The 23,604-nt window shown below is 60.5% G+C and carries 21 protein-coding genes; 4 read left to right on the top strand and 17 right to left on the bottom strand.

Features of this window, described 5'->3' with window-relative positions:
* Window positions 1–166 precede the first annotated feature (166 nt).
* On the bottom strand, window positions 167–1,957 hold the full coding sequence (locus HKK53_RS11480) for a bifunctional diguanylate cyclase/phosphodiesterase (protein WP_169370917.1): 1,791 nt from the start codon (window positions 1,955–1,957) through the stop codon (window positions 167–169).
* A 120-nt stretch (window positions 1,958–2,077) separates the two neighbouring features.
* A complete protein-coding gene (locus HKK53_RS11475) occupies window positions 2,078–4,159 on the bottom strand; it encodes a carboxy terminal-processing peptidase (RefSeq protein ID WP_169374228.1) in 2,082 nt (693 codons plus the stop codon).
* A gap of 140 nt (window positions 4,160–4,299) precedes the next feature.
* Between HKK53_RS11475 and HKK53_RS11470 the strand changes: the two genes are divergently transcribed.
* A complete protein-coding gene (locus HKK53_RS11470; RefSeq protein ID WP_169370916.1) occupies window positions 4,300–5,262 on the top strand; it encodes an NAD(P)H-quinone oxidoreductase in 963 nt (320 codons plus the stop codon).
* 127 nt (window positions 5,263–5,389) lie between these two features.
* Here HKK53_RS11470 and HKK53_RS11465 read toward each other — a convergent pair whose 3' ends face one another.
* The 6 genes from HKK53_RS11465 to HKK53_RS11440 form a co-directional block, all read right to left on the bottom strand.
* Complete coding sequence (locus HKK53_RS11465) at window positions 5,390–6,043, bottom strand: HAD family hydrolase (RefSeq protein ID WP_169370915.1); 654 nt, start codon at window positions 6,041–6,043, stop codon at window positions 5,390–5,392.
* Window positions 6,044–6,077: 34 nt separating this feature from the next.
* On the bottom strand, window positions 6,078–7,067 hold the full coding sequence (locus HKK53_RS11460; RefSeq protein ID WP_169370914.1) for an ABC transporter ATP-binding protein: 990 nt from the start codon (window positions 7,065–7,067) through the stop codon (window positions 6,078–6,080).
* A complete protein-coding gene (locus tag HKK53_RS11455) occupies window positions 7,064–7,864 on the bottom strand; it encodes an ABC transporter permease (protein WP_169370913.1) in 801 nt (266 codons plus the stop codon). The genes HKK53_RS11460 and HKK53_RS11455 overlap by 4 nt, the downstream gene beginning before the upstream one ends.
* Window positions 7,851–8,696, bottom strand: coding sequence for an ABC transporter permease (locus HKK53_RS11450; RefSeq protein WP_169370912.1), 846 nt, complete (start codon window positions 8,694–8,696; stop codon window positions 7,851–7,853). The genes HKK53_RS11455 and HKK53_RS11450 overlap by 14 nt, the downstream gene beginning before the upstream one ends.
* Window positions 8,693–9,499 (bottom strand): alkaline phosphatase family protein, encoded by an 807-nt coding sequence (locus HKK53_RS11445; RefSeq protein ID WP_169370911.1) that lies wholly within the window; start codon window positions 9,497–9,499, stop codon window positions 8,693–8,695. The genes HKK53_RS11450 and HKK53_RS11445 overlap by 4 nt, the downstream gene beginning before the upstream one ends.
* Window positions 9,500–9,661: 162 nt before the next feature.
* Entirely contained in the window at window positions 9,662–10,729 is a 1,068-nt protein-coding gene (locus HKK53_RS11440; RefSeq protein ID WP_169370910.1) for an ABC transporter substrate-binding protein, read from the bottom strand.
* A 361-nt stretch (window positions 10,730–11,090) separates the two neighbouring features.
* On the opposite strand from HKK53_RS11440, the gene HKK53_RS11435 reads away from it, so the two are divergent.
* On the top strand, window positions 11,091–11,804 hold the full coding sequence (locus tag HKK53_RS11435) for a UTRA domain-containing protein (RefSeq protein ID WP_123510692.1): 714 nt from the start codon (window positions 11,091–11,093) through the stop codon (window positions 11,802–11,804).
* A 133-nt stretch (window positions 11,805–11,937) separates the two neighbouring features.
* Here the strand turns inward: HKK53_RS11435 and HKK53_RS11430 are convergent, their stop codons facing one another.
* From HKK53_RS11430 to minC, 9 genes are all read right to left on the bottom strand, one after another.
* Window positions 11,938–13,260, bottom strand: coding sequence for an amidohydrolase (locus HKK53_RS11430; RefSeq protein WP_169370909.1), 1,323 nt, complete (start codon window positions 13,258–13,260; stop codon window positions 11,938–11,940).
* 66 nt (window positions 13,261–13,326) lie between these two features.
* Complete coding sequence (locus tag HKK53_RS11425; protein WP_169370908.1) at window positions 13,327–15,483, bottom strand: mechanosensitive ion channel family protein; 2,157 nt, start codon at window positions 15,481–15,483, stop codon at window positions 13,327–13,329.
* Between the two features lie 78 nt (window positions 15,484–15,561).
* Window positions 15,562–15,738, bottom strand: a complete 177-nt coding sequence (locus tag HKK53_RS11420) for a hypothetical protein (RefSeq protein ID WP_169370907.1) — start codon at window positions 15,736–15,738, stop codon at window positions 15,562–15,564.
* A gap of 239 nt (window positions 15,739–15,977) precedes the next feature.
* Window positions 15,978–17,267 carry a M18 family aminopeptidase gene (locus HKK53_RS11415; protein ID WP_169370906.1) on the bottom strand — a complete coding sequence of 430 codons (1,290 nt, stop codon included), beginning with the start codon at window positions 17,265–17,267 and terminating at the stop codon, window positions 15,978–15,980.
* A gap of 76 nt (window positions 17,268–17,343) precedes the next feature.
* On the bottom strand, window positions 17,344–18,447 hold the full coding sequence (locus HKK53_RS11410) for a hypothetical protein (RefSeq protein ID WP_169370905.1): 1,104 nt from the start codon (window positions 18,445–18,447) through the stop codon (window positions 17,344–17,346).
* A gap of 52 nt (window positions 18,448–18,499) precedes the next feature.
* Window positions 18,500–19,135, bottom strand: a complete 636-nt coding sequence (locus tag HKK53_RS11405) for an RluA family pseudouridine synthase (protein WP_133836605.1) — start codon at window positions 19,133–19,135, stop codon at window positions 18,500–18,502.
* A 95-nt stretch (window positions 19,136–19,230) separates the two neighbouring features.
* On the bottom strand, window positions 19,231–19,485 hold the full coding sequence (minE, locus tag HKK53_RS11400; protein ID WP_007898843.1) for a cell division topological specificity factor MinE: 255 nt from the start codon (window positions 19,483–19,485) through the stop codon (window positions 19,231–19,233).
* A complete protein-coding gene (gene minD / locus HKK53_RS11395) occupies window positions 19,485–20,297 on the bottom strand; it encodes a septum site-determining protein MinD (protein WP_054049606.1) in 813 nt (270 codons plus the stop codon). Before minD ends, minE begins: the two co-directional genes overlap by 1 nt.
* Window positions 20,298–20,498: 201 nt before the next feature.
* A complete protein-coding gene (minC, locus tag HKK53_RS11390) occupies window positions 20,499–21,236 on the bottom strand; it encodes a septum site-determining protein MinC (RefSeq protein ID WP_149656903.1) in 738 nt (245 codons plus the stop codon).
* 118 nt (window positions 21,237–21,354) lie between these two features.
* On the opposite strand from minC, the gene HKK53_RS11385 reads away from it, so the two are divergent.
* Window positions 21,355–22,287, top strand: coding sequence for a lipid A biosynthesis lauroyl acyltransferase (locus HKK53_RS11385; RefSeq protein WP_169370904.1), 933 nt, complete (start codon window positions 21,355–21,357; stop codon window positions 22,285–22,287).
* A 35-nt stretch (window positions 22,288–22,322) separates the two neighbouring features.
* Window positions 22,323–23,495, top strand: a complete 1,173-nt coding sequence (locus tag HKK53_RS11380) for a patatin-like phospholipase family protein (RefSeq protein WP_169370903.1) — start codon at window positions 22,323–22,325, stop codon at window positions 23,493–23,495.
* Window positions 23,496–23,604: the final 109 nt, after the last annotated feature.

Below are 23,604 nucleotides of genomic sequence, written 5' to 3'. Positions count from 1 at the left end.
TCCAGGCTTCGCGAGTTGCGAAAAACTATACCGGATGAAGTTTTTGGCTGGTGTAAACCTTTGTTAAAACTTGCGAAGTTGATCGCTTAGTTACACTAAGACCCATTCCACAAGCTCATGATCAAAGAATGATGATCGTCCCACGCGGAGCGTGGGAACGATCAGATTAGCGATGGCCGGCGAGTAGTGTGTCTTCAGCTTCGGGCATTGCGAGGCTATCAATCACATGCACGCTGTGCCCCGGAACATTCTTCGCGTGGTGTTTGGCTTGTGATGCCATCTCGGCCAACTGGCTGGCATCGAGTTGTCCACAGGCCTCCGGGTGCAGATGTACTACGCCAATCGACAACGACAACAACGGAAACTCCTGCCTTACACCCTGGCGGTTGGGCGCGATAAAACACCCAGCCTCCAGATGTTCAGCGCGATAGAACCGCCGACACTGGCTATGGAAATCATCCAGCAACTGGTTCAACCGTTTGCGCCAGTCTTCCGGCCCAAGCACCAGTAAGAAGTCATCACCACCGATATGCCCGACAAAGTCGCGGGAAGGATCGACACGATCATTCAGACATTGCGCCAGACACAGTAGGACTTCATCCCCCCGGCCGTAGCCGTAGATGTCGTTGAAGGGTTTGAAGCTGTCGATGTCGACGTAGCAGATCACCGATTCCCGCGCCTGTTGCAGCAGCCGTGTCAGGCATTGCTGGATCGGCACGTTGCCGGGCAACAGGGTCAGCGGGTTGGCGTAGCGGGCTTGTTGGATCTTGAGTTCGGTGATCAGTTTGAGCACGTCGATGACTCGGCCCAATCCCAAATAACCGCCGTTGAGGGTGATGATGAAGTCTTCTTCGATGCGTTGCCGGGCGCGGCTGGTGATGAGGCGGCTGACTTGTTGCAGCGACTGGCTCATCTCGACGGCGAGGAAGTCGTCATTCATCAGGCGGCTGATGGGTTTGCGCGCAAAGAGGTCAGTGGCGAAGGGCTTGAGCAGTGCGTCGGAGAGCGAATGGCGGTGGACGATGCCGCAGGGCTGGCCTTGTTCGTCGAGCACCGCCAGGGAGTTGAGGTTGGCCTGGCGGCGGAAGGCTTCCAGCACCTCGGCTGTCGGCGTGTCGCGGTGCACGGCCGGTTGATCGTTGAGCAGGGCGCTGAGGTCGCTGCTGTCATCATTTAGCGCCACAGCCGTGCTTTCCTGTTTGGGCATCAGGGTTCGAGCGTCCCGCGGCGGATGCTCTTGCGGGCGGCAAAGCAGATAACCCTGCACCAGATCGACACCCATTTCGGTCAGCACCGCGAGTTCTTCCGGCAACTCGATACCTTCGGCGATCACTTGCGCGCGGGAGGCTTTGGCGATTTGCAGGATCGAACCGACGAACTCACGCTTGAGCGCGTCCTGGTGGATGCCGTCGATGAAGTGCCGATCAATCTTCACGTAGTCCGGGCGCAGCTCCGACCACAAACGCAAACTCGAATACCCCGCGCCCAGATCATCCAGCGCGATGGAAAACCCCATCGCCCGATAGTGATGCAAGGCGTTTTGCAGCAACTGGAAATCATCGGTCGGGGTTTGTTCGGTGAGTTCGATCACTACCTGGCTGGGCGGGATGCCGAAATCCTGGAGCAATTGCAGGGTGCGCCCGGGTTGATGGGCGGCTTCGAGCAGGGATTCCGGCGACACGTTGAGGAACAACTTGCCCGGCAGTTGCTGGTCATTGAACCGCCGGCATGCGCTCTGGCGGCAGGCGATTTCCAACTCACTGAGGCGCCCGGCCTGACGGGCCACGGCGAACAGGGCGATGGGGGAGTGCAGCGGGCTGTTGGAGGGACCACGGCTCAGGGCTTCGTAGCCGACAATTCGTCGTTCAGAGAGGGAGATGATCGGCTGGAACAGGCTGTGCAAACCGCTTTGAGCCAGTATTGAACTCAAGGCACTCAGCTGTTCGGTCGTGGTCATGGCGTTCTCTGGCGATAAAAAAAGGACTGGGAGCAGTGAGCTCCCAGTCCTTCATTTCACGACAGAATGATGACTGTTTGATGACGCTCCGGGGAGCGTCAACATTAAATTGCCATCATCTTAGTGCTTGGCCACCTGGTTACTCAGTTTCAAGTAATCCAGCAGCACTCGCCCGGTTTCGCTCAGGTAGGCATCGTCTTCCGGCTTGACCTTGTCCGGCTCGGCCGCGATCGCATCTTCGTCTTCTTTCTTCAGCTCTTTGAGCGGTTCTTCGCCCTTGGCCTTGCGACGGATGTTTTCCATGACCAGTTGCTTGGCTTCGATGTCGGCATGTTGCTTGCGACGATCGGCTTCGTTGAGGCTGACGGTTTTTTCTTCCATCAGCTTCTGGGCCAGGGCCAGCTTGTCGCGGATGAACACGAACTCCGCGTCTTTGGCCGAACGTACGTCATGCTCGGACTTGAGCTCGGCGATGTACGGCTTGAACGGGTCGGTTGCCGGTTTGATCGAGGCTTTGATGGTGTCCCACGGCATGGCTTCCGGCAGTGCGCTTTCGCCGATTTCCTTGGTGTCGATGATCGACGGGAAATCCACATCCGGCAGTACGCCCTGATGCTGGGTGCTCTGGCCGGAGACCCGGTAGAACTTGGCCAGGGTCAGTTTCAGTTCGCCATGGTTCAGCGGCTGAATGGTCTGCACGGTGCCTTTGCCGAAGGTCTGGCCACCGATGATCAAGGCGCGGTGGTAGTCCTGCATGGCGCCGGCGAAAATCTCCGAAGCCGAGGCCGACAAGCGGTTGACCAGCAACGCCATCGGGCCTTTGTAGAACGCCCCCGGATTTTCGTCTTCCAGCACATCGACCCGGCCATCGGCATTACGCACGAGTACGGTCGGACCTTTGTCGATGAACAGACTGGTCAGCTCGGTGGCTTCCTGCAAGGAACCGCCGCCGTTGTTGCGCAGGTCGATGACCACGCCGTCGACTTTGTCTTTCTGCAACTCGGTCAGCAGTTTTTTGACGTCGCGGGTGGTGCTCTTGTAATCCGGATCGCCAGCACGGAACGCCTTGAAGTCCAGGTAGAAGGCCGGGATCTCGATGACGCCGAGCTTGTAGTCCTTGCCATCCTGTTTCAGGTTGAGGACCGACTTTTTCACCGCCTGATCTTCAAGCTTCACCGCTTCGCGGGTGATCGGCACGATCTTGCTGGTCTGGTCGTTTGGCGCATTGCTGGCCGGGATCACTTCCAGGCGCACGATGGTGCCCTTCGGCCCACGGATCAGCTTGACCACTTCGTCCAGGCGCCAGCCGACCACGTCGACCATCTCTTTGTTGCCCTGGGCCACGCCGATGATCTTGTCGGCCGGGGCCACCAGTTTGGTCTTGTCAGCCGGACCTGCCGGCACCAGGCGCACGACTTTGACCTGGTCGTTATCGCTCTGCAACACGGCGCCGATGCCCTCGAGGGACAGGCTCATGTTGATGTCGAAGTTTTCCGCGTTATCCGGCGACAGATAGTTGGTATGCGGGTCATAGGACATGGCGAAGGTGTTGATGTACGCCTGGAAGATGTCTTCCGGACGGGTCTGGTCCAGGCGCGCCAACTGGTTCTTGTAGCGCTTGGTCAGGGTTTCCTGGATCTGCTTGGAATCCTTGCCGGAGATCTTCTGGCGCAGCACTTCGTCCTTGACGCGTTTGCGCCACAGGTCGTCGAGCTCGGCGGTGGACTTGAGCCACGGGGCGTCCTTGCGATCGATCAGCAAGGATTCCTTGGTGGTGAAGTCGATTTTGTCGACGCCCTTGTTCAACTCTGCAAGGGCAAAGTCCAGACGCGCTTTGACGCGGTCCAGGTAGCGCTTGTAGATGGTGAACCCGGCGTTCAGGTCGCCGCTTTTGAGGAAGTCGTCAAACTGGGTTTTCCACTTGTCGAATTCGGCAATGTCGCTGGCCATGAAGTAGCTGCGCGACGGATCCAGCAGCTTGAGGTAGCTGTCGTAGATAATCACCGAGCGCGCGTCATCGAGCGGCGGCTTGCTGTAGTGATGGCGCTTGAGCAGCTCGACGACGTTCAGACTGGCGATTACTTCGTCACGATCAGGCTGAAGGTTGTCCCAGCTATTGGCGGCAAACGAATTGCTCGATAACGGCAAGAGGCCGATACCGATAAATAGGGCTAGGGCGGTGCTGGGGAACAGATGCTTCATGCTGATTCGACGCGGGGACAATTGATCACGCATATTAGGCCGTCTTTGAAGTCGCCGGTTCCACAAAGGGCCGGTCACATAATGCAAGAAAGCCCGGCGCTACAGCTACGGGCTCAGTCCAGACTCACTATGGAGGCACTGTGAAAGCATTGCAAGGCGTTGACGGTCAAGTGGAGTGGGTTGAAGAGCCGAGTCCTACGTGTGATGTAGGACAAGTTCGGATCCGTGTGGCGGCAGCGGGCCTCAATCGCGCCGATTTGTTACAGAAGGCAGGCCTTTATCCGCCACCGCCGGGAGCCAGTCAGGTGCTGGGTCTTGAGTGTTCGGGGGTGATCAGCGAGGTCGGTGCGGGCTCGTCCTGGCAGGTGGGGGACCGGGTCTGCGCCTTGCTGGCCGGGGGCGGGATGGCCGAAGAGGTGGTTGTCGACGGACGGCACGTGCTGCCGGTGCCTGAAGGTTTGTCGTTGGCCGAGGCGGCGGCGCTGCCCGAGGTCTACGCGACTGTTTGGTTAAATTTATTTCATCTGGCCGGCCTCAAACCCGGTGAGAAAGTTCTGCTGCACGCCGGGGCAAGTGGAATCGGTTCAGCCGCCATTCAGTTGTGTAAGGCGTTTGGCAGCCCGTGCTGGGTCAGCGTCGGGTCCGCCGAGCGATTGGCGTACTGCGAAGCCTTGGGCGCCCAGGGCGGCGTGGTGCGCACCGGGGATCTGGAGAGCTTGAGTGACCTGGGGCCGTTCAATGTGATCCTGGATCCGGTGGGCGGCAATTACGCGGCGCTGAATCTCAAGCTGACCGCCCTCGATGGTCGTTGGGTGCTGATCGGTCTGATGGGTGGCCGCGAGGCGAAGCTGGATCTGGCGCAGGTGTTGGGCAAGCGCGTGCAACTGCTGGGTTCGACCTTGCGCAGCCGGGACGATCAGTTCAAGGCCGATCTGTTCAGTGATCTGAGCCAGCATGTGTGGCCGTTGTTTGCGGAAGGGCGGTTGAAGCCACAGTTGGCCAAGGCGTTTGCGATCAAGGATGCCGAAGCGGCGTTTGCAGAGTTGGCGAGCAATAAGGTGGCGGGGAAGTTGGTGTTGTTGATTGACGAAAGCCTGACCTGAGCCTTGTCACTGATCGTTCCAACGCTCCGCGTGGGAATGCAGCCCGGGACGCTCCGCGTCCCAACAGCGGACGCAGAGCGCCCATTGAGGCATTCCCACGCGGAGCGTGGGAACGATCAGGTGGAGGTTATTTCCAGAGATGGATCGGCCAGCCGGCCTTTTCGGCATGCTCAAGCAACACCGGATCCGGATTCACCACATGCGGGAAATCCACCTTCAGCAACAACGGCAGGTCATTGCGTGAGTCCGAGTAGAAACTCGCGCCTTCGAGGTTTTCCTCTTCGGCATCCAGCCACTCCAGCAAGCGGGTGATCTTGCCTTCGCGGTAGGTCAGTGTGCCGACCGTGTGGCCGCTATAAACCCCATGGGCCACTTCCAGTTCGATCGCGAGAATCTCGTCGATCCCCAGGCGATCGGCAATCGGTCGCACCAGGTGCGTGCCCGACGCCGAGATCACCAGGATCCGGTCGCCGGCCTTGCGGTGGGCGGCGATGGCTTTGGTGGCGTCGCTGAAGATAATCGGTTCGATAAAGTCTTCAACCCAAGGGCCGACCAGGTGATCGACCTCTTCCGGCGTACGGCCGATCATCGGTTCCAGGCTGAAGGTCATGTAGTCCTCCATCCGCAGCTTGCCGTGGCTGTAGGCGTCCATCAGTTGGTTGTTCTGCCGCATGAACGATTCGGGATCGACCCAGCCCAACCGGCCCATCTGTTCGCTCCAAAGGGTGGCGCAGTCGCCGTGGATCAGGGTTTCGTCCAGATCAAAAATTGCCAGGGCCATCAGTGCAGTTCTCTCTTCAACATCAGCAAAGGCATCAGGCTACCTCACACAGGGCCGTCGGATCGATGGAAAGCGCCAGGCGCTGACCATCGGGATGCAGGTCGGCCGCCGAGCGGTTCAGCACATCCACCACCAATTCCACGCCCCGGGCTTCGACCCGGTAGCGAATCACATTACCCAACAGGCTGTGGCTGCGGATTTGCGCATCGAGTTCGCCGTTGAGGCTCAGTTCGATGGCCTCCGGGCGAATCGCGATGCGGTGGCTGATCGGCCGTTGCAGCAACTTCGAGGCGGCATCGGCGTCCAGCAGGTTGTAGTTGCCGATGAAGCCGGCGGCGAACACATCCACCGGCGCAGTGTAAAGGGTCTCGGCATCGCCGCTCTGTACGATCTTTCCCTGATTCATCAGGAAAATCCGGTCAGACATGGTCAGGGCTTCTTCCTGATCGTGTGTGACGAAAATCGTAGTCAGGCCGAGTTCGCGCTGGATCGCACGGATCTGTTCGCGCAGGTGCTTGCGAATCCGTGCATCCAGGGCCGACAACGGTTCATCCAGCAGCAACAGCCGTGGACGGGTGACCAGCGAGCGGGCCAGTGCCACCCGCTGACATTGGCCGCCGGACAGCTGATGCGGATAACGCGTGGCGAAGTCATTCAGCTCCACCAGTTTCAGCACTTCGGCGACGCGCTTGTGGCTGTCGTCGGCGTTGACCTTTTGCATGCGCAATCCGAAGGCGACGTTCTGTTCCACGGTCATGTTCGGGAACAGCGCGTAACTCTGGAACACCATGCCGATCCCGCGTTTCTGCGGGCTCAGCGGCACGATATCGACGCCATCGAGCAGGATCTTGCCGCCATCCACCGAGGTCAGCCCGGCGATGCAGCGCAGCAGCGTGGACTTGCCGCAACCGGACGGGCCGAGGAGGGTGACGAATTCGCCCTTCTGGATTTCGCAATTGATGTCGCTGAACACGGTGGTGCCGGCGTAGTTTTTCTGCAGATGTTGGACGCTGACATAGCTCATTCGCTTTTGTCCTTGTTCAAGATATTGGCCGCCCAGGTCAGAACCAGCACAAAGAAGAAGTAGGAAATCACCAGCGCACTGGTGAAATGGCCGCTGCTGTTACGCATGTTGTTGAGGTACACCTGCAGGGTTTCGTAGCGGGTGCCGACCAGGATGTTGGCGAACACGAACTCGCCGAACAGGAACGAGAACGACAGCAGCAACGCCACCATCAAACCCTTGCGCAAGTTCGGCAGCACCACCAGGTACGCCGCTTGAAAGGTGCTGGCACCGAGCAGTTGGGCGGCGTCCATCAGGTCGCGCAGGTTGATCGCTTGCAGGTTGTTGGTGATCGCGCGGTACATGAACGGCAGCGCCACGGTGAAGTAGCAGCCGATCAGAATCCACGGCGTCCCGACCATCGCAAACGGCCCGGAACCGTAGAGTTGCAGCAACCCTACCGACGACACCACCGGCGGCACCGCGAAGGGCAGCAGGATCAGGATGTTCATCAGCGCATCGAGTTTCGGGAAGTGGTAATGCACCACGAACAGCAGCGGCAGAATCAGCACCACCGAAAGAATCAGCGCTCCGACGCACACCAGCAGCGACTGGCCGAAGGCATGCAAAAAACGCGGATCGCTCCACAGCTGCACGTACCATTTGAAGGTGAAGCCGCTGGGCAGAATGGTCGCCGACCAACTGCTGGCGATCGAGTAGATCAGCGTACCGGCCAGCGGTAGCAGCAGAATGGCGAACAGCAGATACACCACGACCCGGTGGTAGACACCGACCGGCCCTAATTCAGCGCGAGACATGGTAGCTCCTCTTCAACAGCAGCTGATGCACGATGGTCACCAGGGTCATCAACGCCACCAGCACCACGGCCAGGGCACTGGCGAGGTTCGGATCCAGGGAAATGTCGCCAGACACCATTGCTGCGATGCGGATCGGCAGCACGTTGAAGTTGCCGGTGGTCAGCGCGTAGACCGTGGCGTAGGCGCCGAGGGCGTTGGCCAGCAGGATGACGAAGGTGCCGAGCAGCGCCGGGGTCAGCACCGGCAAACCGATGTGGCGCCAGTATTGCCAGCCATTGGCGCCAAGCAGTTCGGCGGACTCGCGCCAGTCTTCGCGCAGGGCATCGAAGGCCGGGTAGAGCAGCAGCACGCCGAGGGGAATCTGGAAGTAGGTGTAGAGAATGATCAGCCCGGTTTTCGAGTACAGGTTGAAATCCTGAATGATCCCGGCCTGCTTGAGCATGATGGTGAAGCTGCCGTTGAAGCCCAGCAGAATGATGAAGGCGAAGGCCAACGGCACACCGGCAAAGTTGCTGGTCATGTTGGCGAAGGCGTTGACGAAGTTGCGCAGTTTCGAGTCGACCCGGCGCAAGGAATAGGCGCCAAGCACTGCGATGATGATCCCGAACACGCTGGACCAGAAACTGATCTCGAGGCTGTACTGGATCGCCTGCAAGTAGAACTTCGAACTGAAGATCTTGGTGAAGTTTTCGATGCCCCAGCCGAACTCTTCCGATTGCAGGCTGTTGATCATCACCCACACCAGTGGGGCGATTTCGAACACGATAAAGAACAGCGCGAAGGGCACCAAACATAAGGCCGCCAGCCATTTGCCGCGGGTTATAGAATTCACTTGAGCAGCTCCCGGCACACAGGTTTGTCGTGGGCCACGCCCAGCAGTTCGCAGACGGTGCCGCAGATCTCCGTCTGTTTCGGTGCGGCGCCGGCATTGAAGCTGAAGGCGTCGCCGAGGACGAACAGCGGCACTTCGCGCTCTTCCGGCAACAGGCCGTTGTGGGAGCGGTCGTTGTTCATGCCGTGATCGGCGGTCACCAGCACTTGATACCCGGCGTCGAGCCAGCCTTGCAGGTAATCCGCGAGGTAAATGTCGGCGAAGCGTGCGCTGTTGCGGTATTGCGGGGTGTCGAGGCCGTGCTTGTGCCCAGCGTCGTCGATGTTCATCGGGTGGATCAACAGAAAGTTCGGCGCATGACGCAGGCGCAGGTTTTCCGCGTCGGCGAACAGGTGCGAGTCCGGGTAGTGATCGCTCCAGTAGAAGTGACCGTGCTGGATCGGCAGTTGCGGGTCGTCGGTGTGACGGTCCCGGGCGGCCACGAACGGCGAACGGTTATACAACTCGCTGACCCAGTGATATGCCGCCGCTGCAGTGGTCAGGCCGGCGTCGCGGGCGTAGTGATAGATGCTGCGCTGGTTGGACAGGCGCGAGACGTTGTTGTGGACGATGCCACTGTCGATCGGCGTAACGCCGGTCAGGATGCATTCATACAGCGGTCGGGACAGGGCCGGCAGTTCGCACTCCAGTTTGTAGAGCGCTGCGCGTCCTGCGCCGACGTAAGCCTGCAGGTGCCCCATGGCGTGGCGCGCGACTTCGTAGTTGAGGCCGTCGAGCACGACAAGGATGACGTTGTGCTTCATAGGGGCGATGACTCCGCAAAACATTTAAATATCAGCGAAATCTGTTGGAGCAAGGCTTGCCCGCGATGGTATCAACTCGGTCATTTGGAAGACCGAGTTGGCTCCATCTGGAAGACCGAGTTGCCTGCATCGCGAGCAAGCTTTGCTCCTACAGATGAAGCATTACTTCATTTCTACGATGACTTCTTCGTTCCACTTCTGCGGCAGGGCCTTGGAGGTCTTCTCCCACGCATCCGCGTCCTTGATCGGCGTCACGCCTTTGTACTGCTCGTTCGGCAGCAGTTTGGCCTGGACGTCGGCCGGCAGTTGCAGGTGCTCGGCGCGGATCGGACGAGCGTTGCCGCGCGCCAGGTTGATCTGGCCGGCGTCACTGAAGATGTATTCACGGGTCAGCTTGGCGGCGTTCGGGTTCTTCGCGTATTTGTTGATGATGGTGGTGTAACCGGAAATCACCGAACCGTCGGATGGAATCAGCACGGTGTAGTCATCGGGGTTAGCCATCTTGGCCTTGTAGCTCAGGCCGTTGAAGTCCCAGACCACGCCGACTTCGATCTCGCCTTTTTCCATGGTGGCGATGGTCGGGTTGGCCATCGAGAGACGACCTTGCTTGGCGATGTCTGCGAACAGCAGCAGGGCAGGTTGCAGGTTCTTCTCGTCGCCACCGTTGGCCAGCGCTGCAGCCAGTACACCGTTGGCGGCCTGGGCGGCGGTGCTCACGTCACCGATGGAGACTTTGTATTTGCCGGTCTTGAGGTCAGCCCATTTGGTCGGTGCTTCGGAACCGTGCAGCAGCTTCTTGTTGACGATAAATGCGATGGTGCCGGTGTAGGCCAACGCCCAGTTGCCGTCCTTGTCCTTGGCCCAGTCCGGGACCTGTGCCCAGGTGCTTGGCTTGTACGGTTGCACCACGCCTTGCTTGACCGCGATCGGGCCGAAGGCGGCACCGACGTCGCCGATGTCGGCACTGGCGTTGTCTTTTTCAGCGGCGAACTTGGCGATTTCCTGGGCCGAGCTCATGTCGGTGTCGATGTGTTTCAGGCCGTAGTTCTTGGCCAGGTCTTCCCAGGTGCCTTTCCAGTTGGCCCAGTCATCGGGCATGCCGACGCTGTTGACGGCGCCTTCCGCTATCGCAGCGGCTTCAAGAGTTTTCAAATCCGTATCAGCAGCCATGGCGGCGGTGCACATGGCAATGGTCGAGCCTAACAGTGATGCCAGGAAAAGCTGTTTCATCCGAAGCTCCTTTGGGCGTTTTCAACGCTGCGATTGCGGTTGTGTTGGTCTAGGTCAGCAATACCTGAGCCAATCTAAGGGGACTGCATGACACTTTCATGTCGCTGGTCGCCCGGCAGGACTTTTATTTGCCCGGAATTGGCGGGTGCCCGGTAAGCGTAGACCATGGGCAAAGGCCCGCTACGCAAGGCACTTGGCCGATGTATTGCAAGGTTTTGACTGGCGCCGGGGATGACCGTTGGGCAGCTGTCATCTCTCAGTCATCTGCACTGCCTAGGCTTGCAGAATGTTGAAACGAGCCGGTTTTACCGTGCGGTTCTGCCCCGAAACAGTGCTGGTCTAGTCCAGATAGGTAACGTTGATGCGCGATGAGGCAACAAAAGCGGTGACAGCCATTGGCCAGGTCCTGCAAGAGCAGCTCGACCACGGCCTGTTGGCGGCTGGCAGCAAGTTGCCGGCCGAGCGCAAGCTCAGTGAGTTGTTCGGTACCACGCGCATTACCGTGCGCGAAGCGTTGTTGCAGTTGGAAGCGCAGGGCCAGATTTATCGCGAGGAGCGCCGTGGCTGGTTCGTCTCGCCGCCGCGCCTGGCCTACAACCTGATGCAGCGCAGTCACTTCCACGCGATGGTCAGCGCCCAGGGGCGGGTGCCGTCGACCGAGGTGATTTCTGCGCGTTTGCAGCCGGCGTCGGCGGCGGTGTGTGCGTGGTTGCAGTTGCCGGCGTTGTCGAGCGTGATCCAGATATGCCGGGCCCGGCGCATCGATGGGCGGCTGGTGTTGTATGTCGAGCACTACCTGAACCCGCAGTATTTTCCGGGGATTCTCGACTTCGATCTGAATCAGTCGATTACCGAGCTGTATGCGCGGCACTACGATTTGCACTACGGGCGGGTGCGCTTCGAGATCGTGCCGACTTCATTGTCGGTGGATGCGGCGGCGGCGCTGCGGGTGTCAGTGGGGAGCCCGGGCTTGCGGATTGCCCGGGTCAATTACGATCAGCATGAACGGCTGATCGATTGTGACCTGGAGTTTTGGCGCCACGATGCGATTCATGTAGGCGTTGACGTCGTGTGATTCCCTGTAGGAGCGAGCGGTGCGGCGATCCGACTTGCCCGCGAAGACGTACTTACATTCAACATTGCTGTTGGCTGAAATGACGTCTTCGCGGGCAAGTCGGATCGCCGCACCGCTCGCTCCTACAATGACGTCAGGGTTTGCTATAGAGGTAATCGGTCGCCAACGACGCCAGGGTTCTTACCCCAACCACCAACGCCGACTCATCGACAAAGAACCCCGGATTATGATTCGGCGCCGCTTTGCTCATGTCCTGGTCCCGCGGCGTGACCCCGAGAAACACGAACAACCCCGGTGTTTCCTTGGCATAGAACGAGAAGTCCTCCGCGCCGCCCACCAGCGGCCCTTGCACCACGTCATCCTTCGCCGCCCAGCGCAGGGTCGGTAGCATCTTCTCGGTCAGCGCCGGGTTGTTAATCGTCGGGTCGTATTTCTCGATGATCGTCACTTCAGCCTTCGCGCCGCCGCTCTCGGCGATTTTCTCAACGGTCTGGCGTACGTCGGCGTGCAGTTTCTGGCGGATGCCGTAGTCGTAGGAGCGGAGGGTGCCGGTCATGTCCACGGACTCGGGGATGATGTTGTAGCGGGTGCCGCCGTTGATGGTGCCGATGCTGACCACTGACGGATATGACGAGATGTCGGTGCGGCGGCTGACCACTGTTTGCAGGCCGACGATGGTTTGCGCGCCGACGGTGATCGGGTCGATGCCGTCCCACGGGCGGCCGGCGTGGGTTTGTTTGCCGAGGATTTTGATCCGCAGGTCGTCGGAGCTGGCCAGGGTCGGGCCAGGGCGGTAGGCGATCTGGCCGGCGGGGACGCCGGCCCACACGTGCAGGCCGAAGACTGCGTCCGGTTTCGGCGCTTTCATCACGCCTTCCTCGATCATCATTTTCGCGCCCCAGGTGTTTTTGCCATCGGGGATGAAGTCGCTCGGACCTTCCTCGGCGGGCTGGAAATAGAACACCACGGTGCCGGGCAAGGTGTCGCGCATGCCGGTGAGGATTTTCGCCGTGCTCAGCAGGATCGCGGTGTGGGTGTCGTGGCCACAGGCGTGCATCACATCGACTTCTTTATCGAGGTAGGTGCCCTTGGCTTTCGAGGCGAAGGGCAGGTCCGAAACTTCCTTGACCGGCAGCGCATCCATGTCGGCGCGCAGGGCCACGGTCGGGCCGGGCAGGGCGCCCTTGAGGATGGCGACCACGCCGGTGCGGGCGACGCCGGTCTTGACCTCCAGGCCCATGGCCCGCAGTTGCTTGGCCACCAGTTCCGCGGTGCGTTTTTCGGTGTTGCCCAGTTCCGGGTGCGCGTGGATGTCGCGGCGGGTTTCCAGCAGTTCCGGTTCAAGCGCCGTGGCCTGAACGGCGATTTGCTCGCGGGCGCTATCCAGCGTTGCGGCGCCGGCATGGCCGGCGAGGAGGGTCAGCAAAACGGTCTGGGCAATGCGTGTGAGCTGCATCGGGTTTCTCCATGGTTATTGTTTTTCTGGCTGCCCTGCCTGTGACCCGAACCTCGCGCCTAAGTGCTATTCCTTCTGCGGTCCGCCACCGGCCGTGACCACTTGCACGCTCATGCGCGGTGTCGCCAGGTCCATCCCGGCCTCATCCAGATGGCGCTTGAGCGATAAGTTAAATGCCCGGGACACTTCCCACTGCTTGATTGGCGCGGTCTTGAAGCGGGCGCGAAGAATCGCGTTGCCGGACTCGAAACTCTCGACACCCTGGATCTCCAGCGGCGACCAGATGTTGCGGCGTTGCAGCGGGTCGGTGCGCATTTTCTGGCCGACTTCGCGCATCAGTTTGATCGCTTCGTCGATGTCCATGTTGGAAGGCACCGCCACCCGGAAGATCGCGTAGCCGAATTCCCGGGAGTAGTTCTTGATGCTTTTGATTTCGCTGAACGGAATGGTGTGGACGATGCCGTCGATGTCGCGCAGGCGCACGGTGCGGATGGTCAGGCCTTCGACGGTGCCCAGGTGACCGCCGACGTCCACGTAGTCGTCGATGGCCAGGGAGTCTTCGATGATGATGAATAGGCCGGTGATCAAGTCGGCGACCAGCGACTGCGCACCAAAACCGATGGCCAGGCCGATCACACCGGCACCGGCCAGCAGCGGCGTGACGTTCATGCCCATGTTCGCCAGGGCGACGATCAGCGCGATGATGAAGATCGCCACGAACAGCACGTTGCGGATCAGCGGCATCATCGTCTGCGCCCGCGCGTTGGCCAGGCCTTTGCGTGAGCGGGTGAGGGCGTGGTGCACGGCGGTGTCGCTGAGGATCCAGATCAGCCAGGCGAAAATCAGCGTGCCGGCGAGGCTGAACAACTTGACGCTGACTTCATGGCCTTCACCTTCGGTGAAGGCAATCAGCGACATGCCCCAGACCCGCAAGCCGAGTTCGATAAACACCAGCCACACCAGCAGGTGAGCGAGGGTGTAGCAGAAGCTTTTCAAACGATCGGAATACAGTGCGTGGCGCTTCACTCCGCGTTGCGGTTTCAGCGAGTGCCGACGGACCAGTCCGTTGATGACCATGCACAACACCAGCAGCACGGTGCAGATCAGCGACTGGCGCAACGCGGTGCTGGTGTCGCCCGCCGAAATGAAGGTGGCGAACAGCGAAATGCACACCAGCACCAGCGCCGGCACATACCAGAAGGTGCCGAGGATATCGATGGTATCGCTGAGGGCGCGGCGGGTCAGGCGTCGGGACAACGGCTGGTTGCGGATCAAATGCGCAATCGGCCGGCGAAAACGCAGGATGAACAGGCCGGTGGACAACGCGGCAAGGACATTGGCGACCGTTGCGGCGGTATGGGCGAGATGGCTGCCGAGACTGGCGACCAGGCGCGGATCACTCAGGGCCTCACCGAACGCGGCGAAACTGCCGATCAGCCACAACGGCCGGAACGCCTGATGGCGCAGGATGTACAAGGCGCGATGGCGGTGCGGGCCGTCGAGCACGGAGAAAGCGATCACACAGATCGCCGAGAAACAGGTGCCGACCACCAGCGCATAGGCCAGCACCATCGCCAGGCTCTTGCCCAAAGACGAAGGCAGCGCGTAGGTCATATAAACGGTCATCACCAGGGCAATCAGCCACGGCCCGAGCTTGCGCAGGGCGAAGCGCAGCATGTCGAGGGCCTTGGGGTGTTGCGGCAGTTCTTCGGTCAGGCCGAAGCGCATGCGTACCCGGTGGCTGACCCAGATCAGCGCGGCCGCCAGCAGGCTCCAGACCATCAGGATCATGGCAAAGGCAAAGATGATCGGCAGCCATTCATTGGCCGGCAGCATCAGCGCCGACAATTCATCCTTGGCCAGTTCGAACTCATTGGACCAGCGTGTGACAGGGCTGTCGGCGCCGGTGAACTGCTTTTCGAAATTGGCCAGGGTGCCGCCGATCAGGCCGAGTACGCCTTCTTCGGCGGTCGGTTGGGCCTTTTTGGTGACGTCGCGCAACTTCTTCAGGTCCGCCAGCAGTTTGGTGCGCTGCTGGTCGTTCTCCAGGGACTTGATCACTTCGTCGAGGGATTGACCCAAGGGTTGCTGGGCTTCGGGCTGGGTTTTCGCCGAGTTGTTGAGCAGCCCCGGCAAACTGACGGCCTGGGCAGGCGCCATCGGCAGCAGCATCATGAGGCTGACAAGGAAGAAATACGGCAGGGCAAAAAGACGAGCGAACACTAGGCGGTCAACCTCGGGAAGAGCGGATCGGCCGAGTGTACGAGCCCGTCAAAATCAATGCGAGCCGGGCGCGCAGTTTTATTCGTTGAGTTTGGCGAGGATCTTGTAAACCACGGTGGCGAGGATCAACAGCATGCCGAGCCACATGGCGAACACGCCAGCGTTCTTGTCACGGAAATTGAAGCCGATGGCCAGCATGATCATGCCGGCGAGAATGGGGATGAGCATGGCGTGGAACGAGGACATCGAGATCATGGCGACTGCCTTGTCGTTGGGGATGTTTAAAGTCTAGGTGGCTTTTCGGCGACCGCTGGGGCGGTGTACCAGAATTGAATCACTTGTGGCGAGGGAGCTTGCTCCCGCTGGGCTGCGAAGCAGCCCCAAAACCATCCAATGTTTTCCGTCTGACAGATCGCGTTAGCTGAATTTACGACTGCTTCGCAGCCGAGCGGGAGCAAGCTCCCTCGCCACAGATGTCCCTCATACCATCGGGTTTATGGCAACTCGCGGCACGCGTAGAACGCGCTCAGCACTTTGACCAGGTGGGCCAGGTCGTGGCTGCCGCACAGTTCGCGGATCGAGTGCATGGCGAACGTCGGCAGGCCGATGTCCACGGTGCGCACGCCCAGGTGGCTGGCGGTGATCGGGCCGATGGTCGAGCCACAGCCCATGTCGCTGCGCACCACGAAGCTCTGCACCGGCACTTCTTCGGCCATGCACAGATGGCGGAAGAACCCGGCGGTTTCGCTGTTGGTGGCGTAGCGCTGGTTGCTGTTGACCTTGATCACCGGGCCGGCGTTGAGTTTCGGGCCGTGGTTGACGTCGTGCTTGTCGGCGTAGTTCGGGTGCACGCCGTGGGCGTTGTCCGCCGAGACCAGCAGGGATTTCTGAATGGTGCGCACGAACTCATCACCCTCAGGCAGCAGACGACGCAGCGTCTGCTCGAGCATCGGGCCATCGGCGCCGCAGGCCGAGCAGGAACCGACTTCTTCGTGATCGTTGGCCACCAGCACGCAGGTTTCGTCGGTTTCGGTGGTCAGCAACGCTTGCAGGCCGGCGTAGCACGACAGCAGGTTGTCCAGGCGCGCACCGGCAATGAAGTCGCCATGCAGGCCAATCACCGCGGCACTTTGGGTGTCGTAGAAGCTCAGCTCGTAGTCGAGCACCACGTCGGCGTTGAGGCCGTGTTCGCGGGCGAGTTGGTCGGTGAGCACGGCGCGGAAGTCCACGCGCTCGTCACCGGCGAATTGCGCGAGGATCGGCGGCAACTCGGTTTGTGCGTTGATCGCCCAACCCATGTTGGCTTCACGGTTGAGGTGAATGGCCAGGTTCGGGATCGTAGCGATGGGCGCCTTGAAATCGATCAACTGGCTCTCGACCTTGCCGTCGCGGCGGAAGGTCACGCGGCCGGCCAGGGACAGGTCACGGTCGAACCACGGCGCCAGCAACGCGCCGCCATAGACTTCGACACCAAGCTGCCAGAAACCCTGGCGTTGCAGTTCAGGCTGCGGCTTGACCCGCAGGCACGGGCTGTCGGTGTGGGCGCCGACCAGGCGGATGCCGCCGTGCAGGGGCGAGTGACGGCCCATCTTGAACGCGACAATCGACGAGTCGTTACGGGTGACGTAGTAACGACCGCTGGTTTCGACAGCCCACGGCTCACGCTCGTCAAGACGCGAAAAACCGGCCGCTTCCAGGCGCTGAACAAGGCTGGCAGTGGCATGAAACGGGGTAGGGGAGGCCTTGAGGAAGTCGATCAGGCCTTGGTTCAACTCTTCGCGCATAAGAAACTCCAGACAGCAATGGGCGGGAGTTTAACGTATTGGCCTGGGGCTTTGGGCATGACGTGTGTCGGCGACGTCAGCCGGCGGCTTCGACCCGTTTTTTCAGGTACTGCATGATCACCCGTTCATCTTCGGACTTTTCCGGTTTGGGCAGAGCCTCCGGCCAGCGACTGCGGGCGTTCAACAGCTTTTTCTGACTGTTCTTGTCCCAGCGCAGGATTTCCCGCGAGGCACATTCCCACCATTCATGGCGGCAGGCCGAGTAGTACGGGCCTTCAGGTGCAGCGCTGCCATACAGCAGGTCGCGACCGACCTTGCGCAGCGCGCCGTTCTGGTGGCGTAACTTCCATTTGATTTTCAGCCGCTGCCAGGCCGATGGAAACGGTTTGACCCGCGGCACGTCACGGCAAAGCTCTACCAGCTCCTGGCTGAACTGTTCGCCATGCCGGGAGAAGAAATAGCCGACCATCGCATGGAAGAAACGTTTTTCCGCGAAGTAGTGATAGATGTACTTTTTCGCTTCAGCCACGAGCTTGTCGCGCATCGCGAACGACAACGCAATCTGCTCGATGGTGTGGATGTCGAAACCATCCCGGGTCCAGTCGTCGATCAACCGGATGGATTCGTCGAACAGCGCTCCGTCGCGGTCGGTCACGCCGCACAGGCCGCTGTTGTACAGCTTGAAACCGTTGTCCGGGGTGATGCCGTGGGCGTCGAGGCACTCGCCGAGCTTCTGGTATTCCGGGCGATCGCAGACGTAATGCCAGTCGTATTCGAAGCGATCCATGAGGTATTGGCCAGGCTGAATCTGGCTGAAGATCCGGTTCGGGTCGCTGGTGAACAGCGTGTCGGTATCGACGAACAGGGTCTTTTGCGCAAGCTTCAGGCCGGCGGCAATCGCGCAGGCCTTGCGGCGGTGGTGATAGCCGTTTTCACCCTGCCATTGGGCCAGGGTTTCCTGACTCAAAAACACGGTTTCGACAGGCCAGCCAGCATAGTCCTCGGGTCGGTCCGTGAGGATTCTGATGCTGGGACATTCGCCATTTTTGGCGTGGGACAGTGCGGTCAAAATGCTGAACTTGGCTTCGCGGCGGTAAACGTCCTGGTGGCCGTAGATCAGGTAAAGCAATTGGTGACGGGTTTTCTTGACGGGTGTTGCCAGGGAATCGGTACAACGCATCCGGATGGGTATCCTTATGTTTTAAAGCGGGCGACTGCTTGTCAGGCAGTGCTTAGAACGGCGCCGGACACTCGAAACGCAAGCGTTCGCCAGTTTGAGGATGGGTGAAGCTGAGCATGCTCGCGTGCAAACACAGGCGCGGCCAGGCAGCGAGGGCCTGCTCGTGGGCGTAGAGCCCGTCACCCAGCAGCGGATGGCCGATGGACAACATGTGCACGCGCAACTGGTGGGAGCGGCCGGTGATCGGCGTCAGCTCGACACGGCACCAGTCGCCACAGCGCTCAAGCACGCGCCAGAAGGTCAGGGCGTTCTTGCCGAATTCGTGGTCCACCACATGCCGCGGCTTGGTCGGCGGATCGTAGCGCAGGGGCAGGTCGATGCTGCCGCTGTCCAGTTCCGGTTGACCCCAGGCCAGCGCGGTGTAGGCCTTTTCGGTTTCGCGGTCGTGAAACTGCCGAGACAGTTCACGATGGGTATCCGGGTCACGGGCCAGCAGGATGATGCCGGAGGTTTCCCAGTCCAGGCGATGGACGATCCGCGCTTCCGGGTAGCCGTTTTCCTGCAGGCGGGTGATCAGGCAATCCTTGTTGTCATCGGCCCGGCCAGGGACGGAGAGCAACAGGGTCGGTTTGTTCACCACCAGAACGGCGTCGTCCTGATGGATGATGTGGACGTTGGACAACGGCATTAAAACAGCCTCGTAACAAACGCCAACGGCGGCTCAGAACCCCGCACCCCGTGTAGGAGCGCAGGTCTGAGCCGCCGTGGCTCCCGCCGGTTCGACTAGCGATCTGGCAGGGTGATATTGAGTTCCAGAATCGAGCAGCTACCCTGGTTTTCCAGGGCGACGTGCACGTCATCGGACCCGATATTGACGTACTTGCGGATCACTTCCACCAGTTCCTTCTGCAAGGCTGGCAGGTAATCCGGGGTACTGCGCTGGCCGCGTTCATGCGCCACGATGATCTGTAGACGCTCTTTCGCTACCGACGCGGTACTGACCTTTTTACTGGCACGAAAGAAGTCAAAAAGATTCATTATTTACCTCCAAACAGGCGCTCGAAGAAGCCTTTCTTCGTCACATCGAGGAAACGATGTTCCTTTTCTTTGCCAAGGAGGCGGTCGACCGCATCGCCGTATGCCTGACCGGCATCGCTCTGGTCGTCGAGAATCACGGGCACGCCCGAGTTGGAGGCTTTCAGCACCGCCTGGGATTCCGGAATGACGCCCAGCAGGGTCACGGCCAGAATTTCCTTCACGTCTTCGACGCCGAGCATTTCGCCGTCGCTGACGCGTTGCGGGTTGTAGCGGGTCAACAGCAGGTGTTCCTTGATCGGGTCTTCGCCACGTTCGGCGCGACGGGACTTGCTGGCCAGCAGGCCGAGCATGCGGTCCGAGTCACGTACCGAGGAGACTTCCGGGTTGGTCACGATAATCGCTTCATCAGCGAAGTACATGGCCAGGTGAGCACCTTTCTCGATGCCGGCCGGGGAGTCGCAGACCACGAAGTCGAAGTCTTCTTTCAGCGCCATCAGGACTTTTTCCACGCCTTCGACGGTCAGCGCGTCTTTATCGCGGGTCTGACTGGCGGCCAGTACGTAGAGGTTTTCCAGGCGCTTGTCTTTGATCAGGGCTTGTTGCAGGTTGGCTTCGCCGTTGACCACGTTGACGAAGTCATACACCACGCGACGTTCGCAACCCATGATCAGGTCGAGGTTACGCAAACCGACGTCGAAGTCGACGATTACTGTTTTGTGACCGCGCAGTGCGAGGCCGGTACCGATAGCGGCGCTGGTGGTGGTCTTACCCACACCACCCTTGCCGGATGTAACCACGAGAATCTTGGCCAAGGTGTTTCACCCCTAAGGAAAAAGGACTTTTAGCCCCTGAAAAACATCTCTTGAAAAACTACTGCAGTCGGACAGCCTTGGCTGGAATTTGGTTTTGGGCGGCATTTACCGGCGGTAAACACTGCGTTTGGCCTTTTTCCTACTTCGTTTGAGCCGTTTTCGCTACGTTTTAGAGATGCTTGGAAAATGCGGCAGTATCCGTTAAAGCCGAATGATGTTCAACACGTCGCCCGACAGGCTGACTTGTACGCCCGAGCCCCACAACGGATCGCGCCGCAGATCCTCGGAAACCTTGTAGTGGCCGGCGATGGAGAGCAGTTCGGCGCTCATCTGCTGGCAGAAAATCCGCGCTTTGGTGTCGCCCTTGACCCCGGCCAGCGCACGACCGCGCATCGGGCCGTATACATGGATGTTCCCATCGGCGAGAAGTTCCGCCCCCGGGCTGACCGACGAAACGATGACCAAATCGCCACCTTGGGCATATATTTGTTGGCCACCACGTACTGGCGAAGTGATTACCTTGGTCGGTTTGATCGTCGGTTCCGGTGGTTTTTCCGGTTTTTTCACCACGACGCCTTCGTTCGGGTCCAGCGGCCGCTCGCGGGCACCGGACGGTGGCAGCACCGGCAGGTCGACGGCGATGGCGGCGGCGATGTCCTCGATGCGGCTGGCGCGGATGGCCAGGGTGCGCAGGCCGTGGGAACGGCACACGCGCATCAGGCCCGGCAAATCGACGGCGCCTTCGCTGGCCGGGAGTTTGTCCAGGGCCAGCACCAGCGGTGCATTGCTGAAGAAATTCGGCGCCTGGGCAACCTTGGCGGCCAGTTGTCGATCGAGGTTCTCGAGGTCGTTACGGGCCAGTTCCAGCACCGTAATGGCGAGCATGCTGCCCTTCAACTGGAACACAGGATCTTGGTCTAGCGGTTCGGTTTGGCTCATGGTCGGCATACAACGGCTTGTCACTAAAAGTGCCGAGACTTATAACGAGAACGCCCGCAGGCCGCAAGCCGGGTCGAACGATGTAGAATGCGCGGCCATCGTCTTTCCGGAAGCTTTAATGGATCGCCCGCGTTTTCGTCCCGCCTTTCTTTCTCCACGTTTCTGGCCGCTGTGGTGCGGGCTGGGGCTGTTGTGGCTGATTGTCCAGTTGCCGTATCCGGCATTGCTGCGAGTCGGCCGCCTCCTGGGTGCCTTGATGTACCGAGTGGCGGGCGACCGACGGCGCATCGCCAAGCGCAATCTTGAGCTGTGTTTCCCGGAAAAATCCCCGACCGAGCGCAAGCGCCTGCTCAAGGAAAACTTCGCCTCCACCGGCATCGCTTTCTTCGAAATGGCCATGAGTTGGTGGTGGTCGCGCAAGCGTCTGGCCAGACTGGCCCACGTCGAAGGCCTGGAGCATCTGAAAAAAGCCCAGCGCGACGGCAAGGGCGTGATTCTGATGGCGCTGCATTTCACCACGCTGGAAATCGGCGCAGCGTTGCTCGGTCAGCAGCACACCATTGATGGCATGTACCGCGAACACAAGAACCCGTTGTTCGACTACATCCAGCGCCGCGGCCGCGAACGGCACAACCTCGATTCCCTGGCGGTAGAACGCGACGACGTGCGCGGCATGCTCAAGCTGCTGCGGGCCGGCCGGGCGATCTGGTACGCACCGGATCAGGACTACGGCGCCAAGCAAAGTATCTTCGTGCCGCTGTTCGGGATTCAGGCGGCGACTGTCACTGCCACCAGCAAGTTTGCGCGGTTGGGCAAGGCGCTGGTCGTACCGTTCACTCAAGAGCGATTGGCGGATGGCAGCGGTTATCGGCTGGTGATCCACGCGCCGCTCGAAGGTTTCCCCGGTGAAACCGAAGAGGCCGATTGCCTGCGCATTAATCAATGGGTCGAAGGCGCCTTGCGCGATTGCCCGGAGCAATACCTCTGGGCCCATCGCCGCTTCAAGAGCCGTCCGCCGGGCGAGCCGAAACTCTACGCAAAACGCGGTTGAACCGCCGATCCCCTTAAGCACCATGGAGTGTTGCGATGCGCCCAGCTGAACCGGTTACAGGGTTGATTCTTTCCGGCGGCGGGGCTCGGGCGGCGTATCAGGTGGGCGTGCTGGCGGCGATTGCCGAATTGCTGCCGCCGGGCGCGGACAATCCGTTCCCGGTGATCGTCGGCACCTCGGCCGGGGCGATCAACGCCGTCAGCCTCGCCAGTGGGGCGATGGACTTTCGTGGCGCCATCGAGCGCCTGACCGCCTTCTGGCAAGGTTTCCGCAGTCATCTGGTGTTGCGCAGCGACTGGCCCGGCGTGATCCACCAGGCCAGCCGCTTTGTCAGCCACAGTTTGCTCGGCATCGGCGCCCAGGTACCGGTGGCGTTGCTCAACAGTTCGCCGCTGCGCGGCTTGCTCAACGACAAATTGCAGATGAACGGCATCGCTGAGGCCATCGCGCAAAAGCAGTTGCAGGCGGTTGCAGTGACCGCGTTTGGCTACGAGTCCGGCCAGGCAGTGACCTTCTATCAGGGCGGCGGCACCATCGACGCCTGGTTACGCCATCGGCGGATTGGCGTGCCGACGCAATTGACGGTTGACCACTTGCTCGCCAGTTCGGCGATCCCCTTGTTGTTTGCCCCGGTGAAAATCGGCGAGGAGTTTTTCGGCGATGGCGCGGTGCGGCAGTCGGCACCGATCAGCCCGGCCTTGCACCTGGGCGCCAGCAGGGTGCTGGTGGTGGGCGTCAGCGGCAACCCGCGCGGGGTCGACCCGGAGCAACCGCTGCAACGGGCCTACACCGGCCAGCAGCCGACCCTGGCGCAGATCGGCGGGCACATGCTCAACAGCACGTTCATTGACAGCCTGGAAAGCGATATCGAACTGTTGCAGCGTCTGAATCAATTCAGCCACTTGATGCCCGACGGCACGCCGACCCGTGCCCTGGGCGTGGCGCCGGTGGAAGTGCTGGTGATTTCGCCGAGCCAGCCGATTGATGAGATTGCCGCGCGGCATCGTCAGGAATTGCCGGCAGCATTGCGCCTGTTCCTGCGCGGGCCGGGAGCGACCAAGACCAGCGGGGCGGGGGTGTTGAGTTATCTGCTGTTCGAGGCGGGGTATTGCAGCGAGTTGATTGATCTCGGGCGGCGGGATGCGTTGGCCAAGCGCGAGGAGTTGTGCCGGTTTTTGGGGTTGGCGGAGCCCGTGGTCGCCGCTTGAGATTGGCGGTGCGGCCTTCGCGGGCAAGCCTCGCTCCTACAGGTGGTGTCGTTCGCCAATTCTGTGAACGACACAAAACCTGTAGGCGCGAGGCTTGCCCGCGAAGACG

It is taken from the genome of Pseudomonas sp. ADAK7 (genome assembly GCF_012935675.1).
Classification (GTDB): domain Bacteria; phylum Pseudomonadota; class Gammaproteobacteria; order Pseudomonadales; family Pseudomonadaceae; genus Aquipseudomonas.
This window is presented reverse-complemented; position numbering and strand designations above follow the sequence as displayed.

Bases quoted from the DNA above. Each gene is read 5' to 3' on its own strand.
- HKK53_RS11480 (WP_169370917.1), bottom strand. From the start codon at position 1,957: ATGACCACGACCGAACAGCTGAGTGCCTTGAGTTCAATACTGGCTCAA.
- HKK53_RS11475 (WP_169374228.1), bottom strand. From the start codon at position 4,159: ATGAAGCATCTGTTCCCCAGCACCGCCCTAGCCCTATTTATCGGTATC.
- HKK53_RS11465 (WP_169370915.1), bottom strand. From the start codon at position 6,043: ATGGCCCTGGCAATTTTTGATCTGGACGAAACCCTGATCCACGGCGAC.
- HKK53_RS11460 (WP_169370914.1), bottom strand. From the start codon at position 7,067: ATGAGCTATGTCAGCGTCCAACATCTGCAGAAAAACTACGCCGGCACC.
- HKK53_RS11455 (WP_169370913.1), bottom strand. From the start codon at position 7,864: ATGTCTCGCGCTGAATTAGGGCCGGTCGGTGTCTACCACCGGGTCGTG.
- HKK53_RS11445 (WP_169370911.1), bottom strand. From the start codon at position 9,499: ATGAAGCACAACGTCATCCTTGTCGTGCTCGACGGCCTCAACTACGAA.
- HKK53_RS11440 (WP_169370910.1), bottom strand. From the start codon at position 10,729: ATGAAACAGCTTTTCCTGGCATCACTGTTAGGCTCGACCATTGCCATG.
- HKK53_RS11435 (WP_123510692.1), top strand. From the start codon at position 11,091: ATGCGCGATGAGGCAACAAAAGCGGTGACAGCCATTGGCCAGGTCCTG.
- HKK53_RS11430 (WP_169370909.1), bottom strand. From the start codon at position 13,260: ATGCAGCTCACACGCATTGCCCAGACCGTTTTGCTGACCCTCCTCGCC.
- HKK53_RS11420 (WP_169370907.1), bottom strand. From the start codon at position 15,738: ATGATCTCGATGTCCTCGTTCCACGCCATGCTCATCCCCATTCTCGCC.
- HKK53_RS11415 (WP_169370906.1), bottom strand. From the start codon at position 17,267: ATGCGCGAAGAGTTGAACCAAGGCCTGATCGACTTCCTCAAGGCCTCC.
- HKK53_RS11410 (WP_169370905.1), bottom strand. From the start codon at position 18,447: ATGCGTTGTACCGATTCCCTGGCAACACCCGTCAAGAAAACCCGTCAC.
- HKK53_RS11405 (WP_133836605.1), bottom strand. From the start codon at position 19,135: ATGCCGTTGTCCAACGTCCACATCATCCATCAGGACGACGCCGTTCTG.
- minE (WP_007898843.1), bottom strand. From the start codon at position 19,485: ATGAATCTTTTTGACTTCTTTCGTGCCAGTAAAAAGGTCAGTACCGCG.
- minC (WP_149656903.1), bottom strand. From the start codon at position 21,236: ATGAGCCAAACCGAACCGCTAGACCAAGATCCTGTGTTCCAGTTGAAG.
- HKK53_RS11385 (WP_169370904.1), top strand. From the start codon at position 21,355: ATGGATCGCCCGCGTTTTCGTCCCGCCTTTCTTTCTCCACGTTTCTGG.
- HKK53_RS11380 (WP_169370903.1), top strand. From the start codon at position 22,323: ATGCGCCCAGCTGAACCGGTTACAGGGTTGATTCTTTCCGGCGGCGGG.